The following is a 13338-nucleotide window of genomic DNA, read 5'->3' on the forward strand; positions in this document are numbered from 1 at the left end:
GATCCTTGGTCAAGCAGATCCTTGGTCAAGCAAACCCCCGGTCAAGCAATATCCTGCTCAAGCCGTATTGGCGTCGGCTGGCGGGGCCAGGCTGGCCCACAGGTGGGCCGCCGCCATCGTACGGTGCGGTTGATACTGTTGCAAGATCCGCTCGGTGCGGAGAATATCCGGCTTCTGCTCTTCGCCGAGCAGGCGCTGCAATGCGGCGCGGATCGCCACGTCGCCGTGCAGCGAGCAGTCGGCATGGCCGTAGCCGCGCAGCAGGCCATAGTTGACCGTCCACGGGCCGATGCCCTTGATCGCCAGCAGCCGCTGGCTGATCTGCGCGATGTCATTGTCCGCGCCGGTCGCGAGATCGAGTTCGCCGCTGGCGACCAGGCCGGAAAAGCGCTGCAGCGTTTCGGCTTTCGCGCGCGAAAACTTGCGGGACGTAAATTCTTCGATGGCGATGCGGGCGGTGTCGGGCGCCTCGGGGTAGCACCACAGGCCGCCCGAATGCCGGCGTCCGGCCAGCAGGATGAACGTGCGCCGCAGTGCGATCGCAAAGGGCAGGTTGATCTGCTGGCCGATGATCGCCCATGTCAGCGCTTCGAACACCGTGGCCGATTGCACGATGCGCAGGCCCGGCTGGCACCGCACGAGGGGGCCGAACAGGGGATCGGCGGCGGCAAACGCGCAGAATGGGTCCGGGTCGATGCGCAGGCCGAGGATGCTCAGCAACGCGTCGTCGATGTGCCGTTCCAGTGCCGGTGACGAGACGCCATCGATTTCCGCCACGCAGGCGGCCGAGGCCGGCGTAAAGCGGATCGCCAGCACCACCGGCACGCCATCGAGCATGACGCCCTTGCGCAGCGAGTCCGGCCCGACATGTTCCGCGATGCCCTGCTCGTCGCGGCGATGGAAGGCGAGCACATCGCGCACGCGGTAGCCCGCCGGCAGCGGCAGCGTGCGTTCCAGCTTCATGCCGGCTTGCCCTTGCGCGCGGCAAAGGCCGGCCGGTAGCCGGTAACGAACGCCGTGCCCAGGAGGACGACGGCCGCGCCGGCGATCGTATACCAGCCCACCACTTCGCGCAGGAACAGCGCGCCCCACAGGATGCCGAACAGGGGGCTGAGGAAGGTGACGGTCAGCGCGGACGTGGCGCCCACGTCGCGGATCAGCCCGTAGTACAGCAGGTAGGCGACGCCGCTGCACACCACGCCGAGCGCCAGCGCGGCGGCCATGATGCCGGTGGTGGGAGTGCCGGGCGCGGGAAAGAACAGCAGCGACGGCAGTACCATCAGCGCCGCCGTCCACATGCTGCCGTGCGCGTTCGCGAACGGCTCCACGGTCGGTGCGGCCCTGGCATACGTGCTGGCGATGCCGTAATTGAACGATGCGAACAGCGCGGCGGCGATGGCCAGCCCGGCGCCCTCGCGCGAACTGACATGGTCGAAGCCGACCAGCAGCGCCACGCCGGCGGTCCCCAACGCGATCCCCAGCAGTACCCGCGCGCTCACCATTTGCCGCTGCCATACCGCGCCGATCAGCGCGCCCCACATCGGCGCCGTGGCATTGAGCACGGCCAGCACCGAGGCCGACAGTGTCTTCGCCGCCCAGGCGAACAGCAGGAACGGCAGCGCCGAATTGAAAAAGCCCAGCACCATGTAGTGCTTCCAGTGGCGGCGCCAGTCAAGCGGCTTTTTCATCGCCAGCGCGATCGCCGCCAGGAACAGCGCGGCAAACACGACGCGGTATTCGATCAACAGCGCCGGGCCCAGCACGGGCGCCGCGATGCGCATGAACAGGAAGGAGCCGCCCCAGATGGCGGCAAGCAGGATCAGGCGGAAGAGGTTGGCGGTGGACATGAGGCGTATCGTTATTGTTCAACCACGGGCTTGGCCGTGGTGATGATTGTCGCCGCAATGGTGGCAGTTATGCCAGCTGGATCTTGCTGTCGAATTCGGCCAGGCAGGCGTTGGTGCCGGGCGCCTCCAGGGCGGCGGCGTGGTTCACCTGCAGCGCCGGCGGCACGCCGTTCTTCACCGCCGTCATCTCGGCCAGGATCGAGATCGCGATCTCCGATGGCATCTTGCTGCCGATGTACAGGCCGATAGGCCCGTGCAGGCGTTCCAGTTGCGCTGCCGTCAGGTCGAATTCCAGCAGCCGTTCGCGCCGCTTCGCATTGTTGGCGCGCGAGCCGATGGCGCCCACGTAGAACGCGTCCGACTTCAGCGCTTCCATCAGCGCCAGGTCGTCCAGCTTCGGGTCGTGGGTCAGCGCGATCACGGCGCTGCGCCGGTCCAGCTTCATTTCGATCACCAGGTCGTCCGGCATGGCATGGACCAGGCGCACCTCCGGCAGCGCCCAGCCGGCGCGGTACTCCTCGCGCGGGTCGCAGACGGTGACGTGGTAATCCATCGCCGTGGCGATCTGCGCGACGAAGCGCGACAGTTGCCCGGCGCCGATGATCAGCAGCCGCCAGCGCGGGCCGTGCTGGGTGACCAGTTCATCGTCGGTGCGCGTCAGCACGTTGCCGGCCACGGCCCTGTCGAGCCGCACGGCGCCGGTGCGCAGATCGAGCCGGCGCTCCACCAGCTGGTGCTGTTCCAGCCGCTCCAGCAGTTCCGCGATGCGGCTGCCGGCCGACAGCGGTTCGAGCGCCAGTTCGATGGTGCCGCCGCACGGCAGCCCGAAACGGTGCGCTTCATCGGCGGTGATGCCGTAGCTGACGATTTCCGGCAGTTGCCGCGTGATGCCTTCGCGCCGCACGCGGTCGATCAGGTCGTCCTCGATGCAGCCGCCGGACACGGAGCCGACGACGCGGCCGTCGTCGCAGATGGCGAGCAGGGCGCCGACCGGGCGGGGGCTCGAGCCCCATGTGCGGATGACGGTGACCAGTTCGCAGCGGTGCCCCGCGGCAATCCAGGCGGCGCTGGTTTTGAGTACTTCGAGATCGATGCTGTCCATGGCCGGACTATACTACGGTGCGGTTTTTGCCGCTGCCGCCCTGGCAACAGTGCCTTTTCCACATACCGCATTCATCGCCACGGCATAGCGGGTGCCCGGTTCCACCTGTTCGGCGTCGAACGCCTCGAACTTGTAGGTGCCGACCGCTTCGCCCTTCGCCATGGGCTCGGGATAGAACGACTGTGTTTGCAGCGTCACGCTGCGCTCGTTGCAGTCGTACAGGTGCAGCGCCTTGACGGAGAGATACTGCTTGCCGTCCGGCGCCGTCTGCGGCTTGGCGAACGATTCGAGCGTCCAGGCACGGCGGCCGCCTTCGCCGTTTTTCCCGTCGCCTTTGCGGACGGATGCCTTGTCGATGAACACGCGGCTGTCCTTCGTGCTGCCGGCCTTTGTCCAGGTCACCGCATGTGCCAGCGGCGGCAGCGCGCACAGCACGAAGACCGCGGCACGCAGCATCACGGCACCAGCGGCTTCTTGGCGGATTGCTTGGCCTTGATATCGGCCACCACCTTGTCGATCGCGGTTAGCCGCGGCGCCAGGTTCGGATGCACCGCCATGTAACCGTTCGGCACGGAAGCGGGATACTGCGCCGCGAGCCGCTGCCAGAATGCCTTGTAGCGCTCGACCCCGTAGCCGGCGCGCGCCAGCATGTACAGTGCCAGCGTATCGGCCGATACCTCCAGGTTGGCCGGCAGTGGCTTGACGTTGCCGGCGCCGGCCAGCTGGGCCTGGTCCGGCTGCACGCGCGTAACGTTGTCGATGATGGCCGCCACGGCGCCCGTGTTGCGCGTGACCGCGGTGTGGCCGAGCACATTGTGCGCGATGTCCTTGGCCAGCACGTAGGCCAGCGCTTCGTCGCTGCCGGCAAAGGCGATCATGCCGCGCGTGACCGCGATGCGGCCGCCGTCGGCGTGGGAATTGACGTTGTCGGCATTGGCCAGGTCGACGCGCATCGCGCACGCGCGCGTGACGGGCACCTTCAATACCTGGTTCTGGCCGTTGCGGCCGATCGTCATCGACAGCTGGGTGCGGCCCGAGACGAGCGGCGCGAACACCCCGGCCGCGGCGGTTTCGGCACCCGGGCCGGTCGGCAGCGCCTTGCCGTCCGCGGCCACGAGTATGTCGCCCTTGCGCAGGCCGGCACGCGCGGCGCCGCTGCCGGCCAGCACGCCGGAGACGCGCAACGCATCGTCGTAGCCCAGCACGGCGCTGGCGGCATCGGCGTATTCGCCCGGATACGACCACTTGTTTTTCGCGGTGAACCCCAGCAGGCCGCGCGCCGCGGTGCGGCACAGGTCGACGTTATTGATCAGCAATGGCGCGGCCACGCGGTACAGTCGGTCCTGCTGCGTGACGATGGCATCGAGCGCGGTGCGTGCCGCCTGCATGCGGGGCGTGACGACCGGCGCCTCCGCGGCGGGCGGCGGCTGGACGGTAACGGGGGAAGTGGGCTGGAGCGGCGTGGTGGAGCAGGCCGACAACAGCAGGGCTGCCGCTGCGGCTGCCAAAGCCGGCCGCGTGATGCGCGTGGAACGCGAAGTCCCGTATGCATCGGCCTGAGAGGTGCCACATGGAATTGCAGAAATGCTTGCAAACGAGGTTGCAAATGCGGTTGCAGATGCGGTTGCATCCCCGGTACTGCGTGGTGCGGCGGTTCCTGCCATAGTTCCTTCCCGATCGATTCTCAATGCTTGCCGGTGCTGCCGAAGCCTCCTTCGCCCCGTTCGCTCGCACCGAATTCCTCCACCACGCTGAAACCCACCTGCAGCACGGGCACGACGACCAGCTGGGCCAGGCGCTCCATCGGTTGCAGCGTGAAAGCGTTCTGGCCCCGGTTCCACGTCGAGACCATCAGCGGGCCCTGGTAATCGGAGTCGATCAAGCCTACCAGATTCCCCAGAACAATGCCGTTCTTGTGGCCCATGCCGCTGCGCGGCAGGATCATCGCCGCATAGGCGGGATCGCCGATGTGGATGGCCAGGCCGGTCGGCACCAGCACGGTCTGGCCAGGCTCGATGGTGATCGGTGCGTCGATGCAGGCGCGCAGGTCGAGGCCGGCGCTGCCGGGCGTGGCATAGGCCGGCAGCAGGTCCTGCATGCGCGGGTCGAGGATTTTTACGTCGATGGTTTTCATTATTGGAACAGCGAGTGCTTGTTGGTGCGTTTCGAGATTTCGGAGATCAGCTGGCGTGCCAGCGTCAGCTTGGGGGCCTGCGGCAGGATCGTGTGGCCGTGCTCGTCGAACAGCACGATCGTGTTATCGTCCGCGCCGAACGTGTGGTGGCCGATATTGCCGACCAACAGGGGGATACCCTTGCGCTCGCGCTTGGCAGCGCCGTACTCGAGCAGGTTTTCCGATTCGGCCGCGAAGCCCACGCAGTACGGATGGCCGGCCAGCGTGGTGCGGGCGGCGATCGTGGCGAGGATATCGGGGTTCTGTTCGAACCGCAGTTCGGGGCCTTTCGCGCCTTCCGCGCCCCCGTCGGTCTTCTTGACCTTCTGCGCGCTGGGGTTGGCGACGCGCCAGTCCGCCACCGCGGCCACCGCGATGAATACATGCTGCCCGTCGATGGCGCGGTTCACGGCGTCCATCATCTGCTGCGCGCTTTGCACGTCGATGCGGGTGACGCCGTAAGGCGTCGGCAGCGCGGTCGGGCCGGAGATCAGCGTGACCTCGGCACCGGCTTCGCGCGCGGCGCGCGCCACCGCATAGCCCATCTTCCCGGACGACAGGTTGGTGATGCCGCGCACCGGATCGATGGCCTCGAACGTGGGGCCGGCCGTGATCAGGATGCGCTTGCCGGCCATGAGCTTCGGCTGGAATGCCGACACGATCTCGTCGAGCAGCTGCTGCGGTTCCAGCATGCGGCCCATGCCCGTTTCGCCGCAGGCCTGTTCGCCGGCCGCCGGTCCGAGGATGCCGATGCCGTCGTCGCGCAGCTGCTCCACGTTGCGCCGGGTGGCGGGATTGGTCCACATCTCCACGTTCATCGCCGGCGCCACCAGCAGCGGCACATGGCGCGGGCGCGCCACGCACATCGTCGACAGCAGGTCGTCGCAGGCGCCGTGCGCCAGCTTGCGGATGAAGTCGGCGGAGCAGGGCGCGATGACGATCGCATCCGCGTCGCGCGTGACGTCGATGTGCGCCATGTTGTTGTTCACGCGCGGGTCCCACTGGTCCGTGTAGACAGGCTTGCCGGACAGCGCCTGCATCGTCACCGGGGTGATGAAGTGGGTGGCGGCGTCCGTCATCACCACCTGCACCGAGGCGCCTTCCTTCGTCAGCGCGCGGCACAGTTCCGCCGCCTTGTAGCAGGCCACGCCGCCCGACAGGGCGAGGACGATCTTCTTGCCGGTCAGTTCCATGCTGCTCCCGTTGGTTTGGCGTGCATCGCTTTGCCCGCTTACTTGTTCACGCGCCGCAGCTCATCGAGGATGAGCAGCCCGGCGCCGATGCAGATCGCGGTATCGGCCACGTTGAAGGCCGGGAAGTGGCCGATGCCGCGCCAGTGGAAATCGAGGAAATCGATCACGTGGCCATGCACCATGCGGTCGATCACGTTGCCGACCGCGCCGCCCAGGATCAGCGACATGGACCAGCAGAACAGCTTCTGTGCCGCATGCTTGCGCAGCAGGTAGACGATGAACAGTGCCGCGCCGACGCCGATGCCGGTGAAGAAATAGCGCTGCCAGCCGCCCTGATCGGACAGGAAGCTGAACGCCGCGCCCTTGTTATACAACAGCACCAGGTTGAAGAAGCTGGTGATGACCAGCTCCTCGCCGTAATTGAACATCTTTTCGATCGTGATCTTGGTCAGCTGGTCGACCAGGATGATCACCGCGGCGATGCCGAGCCACGGGATCATGCTGCCGCCGGCAGGCTTGCTGGAAAAGGTCTTTTTGGATTTTGCCATTGTTCTTGTCGAGTCGGTGGCCGGGCCGCCGCCACGCCTCTCGAGCGCGGCGGCGGATGCGGGGATCAGGCGAAGCGGCGTGCCTCGCCGGTGCCGAACAGGTTGCTGTAGCAGCGGCCGCACAGCGTTGGATGGTCGGCGTGGCTGCCCACGTCGGCGCGGTAGTGCCAGCAGCGCTCGCACTTCTCGTCCTTCGAGGCCGCCACCGCTACCGCTTCCTCGGCATCGTTCGCCACTTCGACGGCTTTCGCCAGCGACGTGATGAAGACGAACTTCAGGTCGTCGTCGAGGCTGGCCAGGGCCCGGTATTTGTCGCCTGCGGCCCTGATTTCCAGTTCGGCCTGCAGCGACGAGCCGATCGCGCCCGAAGCGCGCAGGTCTTCGAGCTGCTTCATCACCTCGGCGCGCACGGCCAGGATCACCCCGTACTTCGCGAGCAGCGCTTCGGCATCCCCGACGGATGGCAACTGCCAGAACGTCTGCGTGTAGATCGTCTCGTCGCTGGCGGCGTACTGCTCGCCGGCGGCGAACACGGCCCACGCTTCTTCCACCGTGAACGGCAGCACCGGCGCCAGCATGCGCAGCAGGCTTTGCGTGATGTGCCACAGCACGGTCTGCGCCGAGCGGCGGGCCCGGGAATCGACGGCGGTGGTGTACAGGCGGTCCTTCAGGATATCGAGGTAGAAGCCGCCCAGGTCTTCCGAGCAGTAGTTCTGCAGCTTGCTCACCACCGGCTGGAACTCGTACTGTTCATAATGCTTCTCGACCGATGCCTGCAGCACGGCCAGGTTGGCCAGCGCGTAGCGGTCCGTCTCCAGCAGCTCGGCGACCGGTACGGCGTTCGCCTTCGGGTCGAAGTCCGACGTGTTCGCCAGCAGGAAGCGCAGCGTGTTGCGCAGGCGGCGGTACGATTCCGTCACGCGCTTGAGGATTTCGTCGGAGATCGACAGCTCGCCGGTATAGTCGGTCGATGCGACCCACAGGCGCAGGATGTCCGCGCCCAGCGTATCGGAGATCTTTTGCGGCGCCAGCGTGTTGCCCAGGGACTTCGACATCTTCTTGCCTTCGCCGTCGACGGTGAAACCGTGCGTCAGCAGCGCCTTGTACGGTGGACGGCCGTTCAGCATCGACGACGTCAGCAGCGACGAGTGGAACCAGCCGCGGTGCTGGTCCGAGCCTTCCAGGTACAGGTCGGCGGGAAAGTGCGACTGTTCCTTGTGCGAGCCGCGCAGCACCGTCTGGTGCGTGACGCCGGAGTCGAACCACACGTCCAGCGTGTCCTTGTTCTTCACGTAGTGGGCCGCGTCGTCGCCCAGCAGTTCCTGCGGATCGAGCGCCAGCCAGGCGTCGATGCCGCCCTGTTCGATGCGCTGCGCCACCTGTTCCAGCAGTTCCGCGGTGCGCGGATGCAGTTCGCCCGTTTCCTTGTGCACGAAGAACGCCATCGGCACGCCCCACTGGCGCTGGCGCGACAGGGTCCAGTCCGGGCGGTTGGCGATCATGCCGTGCAGGCGCGCCTTGCCCCAGTCGGGGAAGAACTGCGTGTCGGCGATGCCTTCGAGCGCCGTTTCGCGCAGCGTGGAGCCGCCATCGATCGGCTGCACGTCCATGCCGGCGAACCATTGCGACGTCGCGCGGTAGACGATCGGCGTCTTGTGGCGCCAGCAGTGCATGTAGCTGTGGTCGAACATCTTCAGTTCGAACAGCGCGCCCGCTTCGCGCAGCGCTTCGCAGATCGGCTTCGAGGCTTCCCAGATCGTCAGGCCGCCGAACAGCGGCAGCGTGGACACGTATTTGCCGTCGCCCATCACCGGGGTCAGGATCTCGTCATCCTTCATGCCATGCTGGCGGCACGACACGAAGTCTTCCAGGCCGTAGGCCGGCGCCGAGTGCACGATGCCGGTGCCGCTGTCGGTCGTCACGTAGTCGGCCAGGTACATCGGCGAATAGCGGTCGTAGAACGCGTCGCGCGCGTGCAGCGGGTGCCTGAAGCGGATGTTTTCCAGCTGCGCGCCGGTGGTGGTGGCGACGACCTTGCCTTCGAGCTTGAAGCGCAGCAGCGCCGCTTCGACCAGGTCGGCGGCCAGCAGCAGCAGCAGCGGCGATTTTTCACCATTCACGTCGCGCGACGTTTCCACCAGCGCATAGGTCACTTCCGGGTGCACGTTCAGCGCCTGGTTCGACGGGATCGTCCATGGCGTGGTGGTCCAGATGACGACGAAACCATCGCCTGCGGGCAGCGCCGGCAGGCCGAACGCGGCCGCCAGCTTTTCCGGTTCCGCGAACGGGAAGCCCACGTCGATCGCCGGATCGCGCTTGTCCTGGTATTCCACTTCCGCTTCGGCCAGCGCCGAGCCGCAATCGAAGCACCAGTTCACCGGTTTCAGGCCGCGGTACACGTAGCCCTTTTCCAGCAGCTTGCCCAGCGCGCGCAGCTCGTCGGCCTCGTTACCGTAGGCCATCGTCAGGTAGGGGTTGTCCCATTCGCCGAGCACGCCCAGGCGGATGAAGCCGGCACGCTGGCGGTCGATCTGCTCCAGCGCGTAGGCACGCGCCTTGGTCAGCACCTCGGCGGTCGGCAGGTTCTTGCCGTACTGTTTTTCGATCTGGATCTCGATCGGCATGCCGTGGCAATCCCAGCCCGGCACGTACGGCGCGTCGAAGCCGGCCATCGTGCGCGACTTGACGACCATGTCCTTCAGGATCTTGTTGACGGCGTGGCCCAGGTGGATGTCGCCGTTGGCGTACGGCGGACCGTCATGCAGCACGAACATCGGGCGCCCCTTGGCGGCCTTGCGGATGCGCTGGTACACCTTCTTGTCCTGCCATTGCTTCACCCAGTTCGGCTCGCGCTTGGCCAGGTCGCCCCGCATCGGGAACGGCGTTTCGGTCATGTTGACCGCGTATTTGCTCGGGGCCTTGGTGTCGGCCTTTTTTGGTTTTTCGGACATGGTAATTCTTTATGGAGAGATTCGATAAACTGCGTGAGTGTCGCCGGGATGAAAACAGCCGGCACTCAAATTCGGTCGGTGGCGGTCACGGCGCCGCTGCGTTCGCGGAAAAAGGCCCGCGCCAGCGCCGCGTCGCGGTCGATCGCCACGGTCAGGGTCGCCAGGTCGATGAACTTTTCTTCATCGCGGATCTTTTGCAGGAACTCGACTTTCACGCGCCGGCCATAGAGGCTCGCGGCGAAATCGAAGATGTGCACCTCGAGCAGCACGCGGCCGGCGTCTTCCACGGTGGGGCGCACGCCCAGGCTGGCCACGGCCGGCAGCGGTGCGTCGCCGATGCCGTGCACCTGCACGATGAAGATGCCGGACAGGGCGGGGCGGTGCGGCACGCGCAGGTTCAGCGTGGGGTAGCCCAGCGTGCGGCCCAGCTTCTGGCCATGGACCACGTGGCCGGAGATCGAATACGGGTGGCCCAGCAGTTGTTCGGCCTGCGGGAAGTCGCCTTCGGCCAGCGCCGAACGCACCGCCGAGCTGGAGATGCGGGTGGCGCCGTTCATCACGGTGGCCATCGTCTGCACTACGAAGCCGTAGCGTTCGCCGGCCTCGTGCAGCATCTGCACATTGCCGGCGCGCCGGGCGCCGTAGCAGAAGTCGTCGCCGACCATCAGCCACTTCACGTGCAGGCCGTCCACCAGCACGCGCTCGGTGAACTCCTGCGGCGTGAGGGCGGCGAAGCTGTCGGAGAAGTGTTCGACGATGACGCGGTCGATGCCGTTGGCTTCGAGCGAGGCCAGCTTGTCGCGCAGGTTGGCGATGCGGGGCGGCGCCTTTGCCAGGTCTTTCATCTTGTGGGCAAAGAACTCGCGCGGGTGCGGTTCGAACGTCATCACGGCGGCTTCCAGCCCCAGGCGTGACGCGGCGGTGCGGACGTGGGCCAGCAATGCCTGGTGGCCACGGTGGACGCCGTCGAAATTACCGATCGTGAGGGCGCATGGCGCACGGGACGCTGCGTTGGGAAGTCCGCGAAATACCTTCATGGATATGAAATCTTTTGCCTGAACCAGGGATTATACGGCGGTTTTACAAATTCACATGGGAAATGCCGCAGCGCACCAGGCGCGCCACGGCCGGGAATGAAAAAAGCGCCGCCTGCGGGGCAGGACGGCGCTTTCAAATGACAGCAGTGCAAGGAATTACGCGGCGCTGCCTGGATTGTTGATATGCAGCGTCCAGTAACGCGCCAGGTCGGATTCGCCGGCAGTGCCCTTGACGTTCTTCAGCGCGGTCAGCGCCTGCTGCTTCTTGCCGGCGCTGAACAGCGCCACGCCATAGTGCAGCTTCATTTCTTCCGGACGGCGCGCGGTGCCGAATTTCAGCGCCTGGTCCATCAGCGCGATACCCTGGTCGGCCTTGCCCGAGGAAACCAGCGCATAACCCATGTTGAACAGGCCGTCGGCATCCTTGTTCTGGATCAGGGTGGCTTGCTGGGTGGCTTGCGCGGCGGTGTTGTCCGCCAGGGTCTTGTTGGCCAGGTCTTTCAGGCGCTGGTGACGCGCCGCGTCGGTACCGGTGCCCAGGGCGCCTTTCTTGTAGCCCTGGTCGATGATCTTGATCGCCTCAGGCGCGTTGCCGGCCTGCAGTGCCAGCTGGGCCATTTCCATGTACTCGGAAGGCTTGGTCAGCTGGCCCAGCGCCAGGCGCAGGCGCAGCACGTCCAGCCCCAGCGTACGGGAGAAGCCCGGCTTGCCCTGGACGCGGTTCAGCAGGTCGGCCCAGTAACTGGCTTTCGGGTAGCTGCCGGCCAGTTTCTCGATGGTCTGCACGTAGCCCGTCTTGTCGTTCTGCTTCAGCTGGATGTTGGCCAGCATCTGCAGGCTTTCTTCCGACTGCTTGCCTGACTTCAGCGCGGCGGCGGCTTCGTTGTAGCGGCCGCTGATGAAGTAGGTCTGCGTCAGCAGCTGCTGCATCTGCACATTGCCTGGATTGTCCTTCAGCACGCCCTGGATCGCGGTGATCGCTTTCGGGTAATCCTTGGCGCGGTAATGCATACCGGCCAGGCCCTCGTTGAACTTGGCTTTTTCGCCGGCGGACAGGCGGCCGGAAGCGATCAGGGTTTCAAAGGCCTTGATGGCGGTCGGCGTATCGCCGGCGGTCGATGCGGCGGCTGCACGCACGCGCTCGATCTGGTATTTCTCGAATTCGGTCTTGTTGCCGACGGCATCGGCTTCCTTCAGCTTGGCAACTGCTTCCCTTGCCTTGCCGCTGCTGAGCAAACGCTGCGCTTCCTGCAGCGGTTTGCCCACATCGGCACGTACCGTATCGGCAGCATACGCAGCGGGCGCCAGGCCAGCCAGGGGAGCTGCGGCGGTAAAACCGACGGCGGCCATCACCAGGCCGAGATGGGCGAGACGGAACTTGGACATAAGTGAGGTATCTTTCATCAAAAAACAAGAATAGGCAGGATAACCCGCCTATCGTGGAAAATAAAGAGCCGTACTCCTGAGTTTCATATGTTACCCGCACTTACAAAAATCGCGGTACCGAAGTACCGCGATCATGGTCTGCCAGGCAGCGAAACTGTCCAGGGAAAATACTCTTACTGGAACTGCTCGTTGCCGACGAGGCCGATCTTCGTCACGCCCAGGCGCTGGGCCGAAGCCATCACCCCTGCAACGGCGTTGTACTCGACCAGCTTGTTGGGACGCAGGTGCACTTCCGGCTGATCAGCCTGTGCCGCCACGTTCATCAGCTTCTGCTCCAGCGTGGCGCGATCCGGGATGGTCTGGCCATCCCACAGGATCGTACCGTCGAAGTCCACGTCGATCGTCACGACAACCGGTTCCACCGTCGATGGCGGCGGCGTACCGACCGGCATGTTCAGGTTCACCGAGTGGTTGGCCTTCGGAATCGTAATAATCAGCATAATGATCAGCACCAGCATCACGTCGATGAGCGGTGTCATGTTCATTTCCATCATTGGTTCCGGATCCGCATTGGGAGCGGCGCTGCCCGAACCGACATTCATACTCATGGGTGTGTTCCTTATAGAAGACTGCCCGGCCAGCTGCAAGTCAATAAGCCGTCCGGGCAGGGGCCTTACATCTTGTCAGGCGGTTCGGTGATGAAACCAACCTTCTGGATGCCGGCGCGCTGGGTCGTGAAGATCACGCGGCCGATCGACTCGTACTTGACTTCTTTATCGCCACGTACGTGCACTTCGGGTTGCGGAACCTTTACGGCCTCGACCTTCAGAAAATCGAACAACTCATTAGTGTCCGCCATTTTCTTCTGATTCCAGTAGATGTCACCATCCTTGTTGACGACGATGTTGACATTTTCCGGTTTGGTTTGGATAACCTGGTTGGTCTCTTCCGGCAGGGTGATCTTCTGCAGTTTGAGAACGACTGGGCTGGTAATCAGGAAGATGATCAGGAGAACCAACATGATGTCCACGAGGGGCGTCGTGTTGATCTCCGACATTACCTGGTCTTCGCCGCTATCGGAGCCTACGGACATCGACATGG

13 protein-coding genes are annotated in these 13338 nt (G+C 65.2%); all 13 read right to left on the reverse strand.

All coding sequences use genetic code 11. From position 1 onward, the window contains the following. Positions 1 to 57 precede the first annotated feature (57 nt). The 13 genes from GJV26_RS19620 to GJV26_RS19680 all read right to left on the reverse strand — a co-directional run bounded on the left by GJV26_RS19620 (position 58) and on the right by GJV26_RS19680 (position 13336). The gene (locus tag GJV26_RS19620; RefSeq protein WP_155710438.1) at positions 58 to 963 is read right to left on the reverse strand and encodes a DNA-3-methyladenine glycosylase family protein; all 906 of its coding nucleotides are present in this window, start codon (positions 961 to 963) and stop codon (positions 58 to 60) included. After that, on the reverse strand, positions 960 to 1847 hold the full coding sequence (locus GJV26_RS19625) for a DMT family transporter (protein ID WP_155710439.1): 888 nt from the start codon (positions 1845 to 1847) through the stop codon (positions 960 to 962). The genes GJV26_RS19620 and GJV26_RS19625 overlap by 4 nt, the downstream gene beginning before the upstream one ends. Before the next feature lie 67 nt (positions 1848 to 1914). After that, positions 1915 to 2949: an XdhC family protein gene (locus GJV26_RS19630; protein ID WP_155710440.1), complete on the reverse strand. Its 1035-nt coding sequence runs from the start codon at positions 2947 to 2949 to the stop codon at positions 1915 to 1917. 12 nt (positions 2950 to 2961) lie between these two features. Next, positions 2962 to 3405 carry a surface-adhesin E family protein gene (locus GJV26_RS19635; RefSeq protein WP_155710441.1) on the reverse strand — a complete coding sequence of 148 codons (444 nt, stop codon included), beginning with the start codon at positions 3403 to 3405 and terminating at the stop codon, positions 2962 to 2964. Then, positions 3405 to 4457: a M48 family metallopeptidase gene (locus GJV26_RS19640; RefSeq protein ID WP_229419362.1), complete on the reverse strand. Its 1053-nt coding sequence runs from the start codon at positions 4455 to 4457 to the stop codon at positions 3405 to 3407. The genes GJV26_RS19635 and GJV26_RS19640 overlap by 1 nt, the downstream gene beginning before the upstream one ends. Positions 4458 to 4633: 176 nt before the next feature. Next, positions 4634 to 5083, reverse strand: coding sequence for a dUTP diphosphatase (gene dut / locus GJV26_RS19645; RefSeq protein ID WP_155710443.1), 450 nt, complete (start codon positions 5081 to 5083; stop codon positions 4634 to 4636). After that, entirely contained in the window at positions 5083 to 6315 is a 1233-nt protein-coding gene (gene coaBC / locus GJV26_RS19650; RefSeq protein ID WP_155710444.1) for a bifunctional phosphopantothenoylcysteine decarboxylase/phosphopantothenate--cysteine ligase CoaBC, read from the reverse strand. The genes dut and coaBC overlap by 1 nt, the downstream gene beginning before the upstream one ends. A 38-nt stretch (positions 6316 to 6353) precedes the next feature. Further along, positions 6354 to 6863, reverse strand: a complete 510-nt coding sequence (gene lspA / locus GJV26_RS19655; RefSeq protein ID WP_155710445.1) for a signal peptidase II — start codon at positions 6861 to 6863, stop codon at positions 6354 to 6356. 65 nt (positions 6864 to 6928) lie between these two features. Continuing rightward, positions 6929 to 9814 (reverse strand): isoleucine--tRNA ligase, encoded by a 2886-nt coding sequence (gene ileS, locus GJV26_RS19660; protein WP_155710446.1) that lies wholly within the window; start codon positions 9812 to 9814, stop codon positions 6929 to 6931. A 65-nt stretch (positions 9815 to 9879) separates the two neighbouring features. Beyond that, complete coding sequence (locus tag GJV26_RS19665) at positions 9880 to 10851, reverse strand: bifunctional riboflavin kinase/FAD synthetase (protein WP_155710447.1); 972 nt, start codon at positions 10849 to 10851, stop codon at positions 9880 to 9882. Positions 10852 to 11007: 156 nt separating this feature from the next. Further along, a complete protein-coding gene (locus GJV26_RS19670; protein WP_229419363.1) occupies positions 11008 to 12237 on the reverse strand; it encodes a tetratricopeptide repeat protein in 1230 nt (409 codons plus the stop codon). 173 nt (positions 12238 to 12410) lie between these two features. Further along, positions 12411 to 12845, reverse strand: a complete 435-nt coding sequence (locus tag GJV26_RS19675; RefSeq protein WP_189442032.1) for an ExbD/TolR family protein — start codon at positions 12843 to 12845, stop codon at positions 12411 to 12413. 65 nt (positions 12846 to 12910) lie between these two features. Next, positions 12911 to 13336 carry an ExbD/TolR family protein gene (locus GJV26_RS19680; RefSeq protein ID WP_155710448.1) on the reverse strand — a complete coding sequence of 142 codons (426 nt, stop codon included), beginning with the start codon at positions 13334 to 13336 and terminating at the stop codon, positions 12911 to 12913. Between the last annotated feature and the right edge of the window lie 2 nt (positions 13337 to 13338).

The organism is Pseudoduganella dura (genome assembly GCF_009727155.1).
Classification (GTDB): domain Bacteria; phylum Pseudomonadota; class Gammaproteobacteria; order Burkholderiales; family Burkholderiaceae_D; genus Rugamonas; species Rugamonas dura.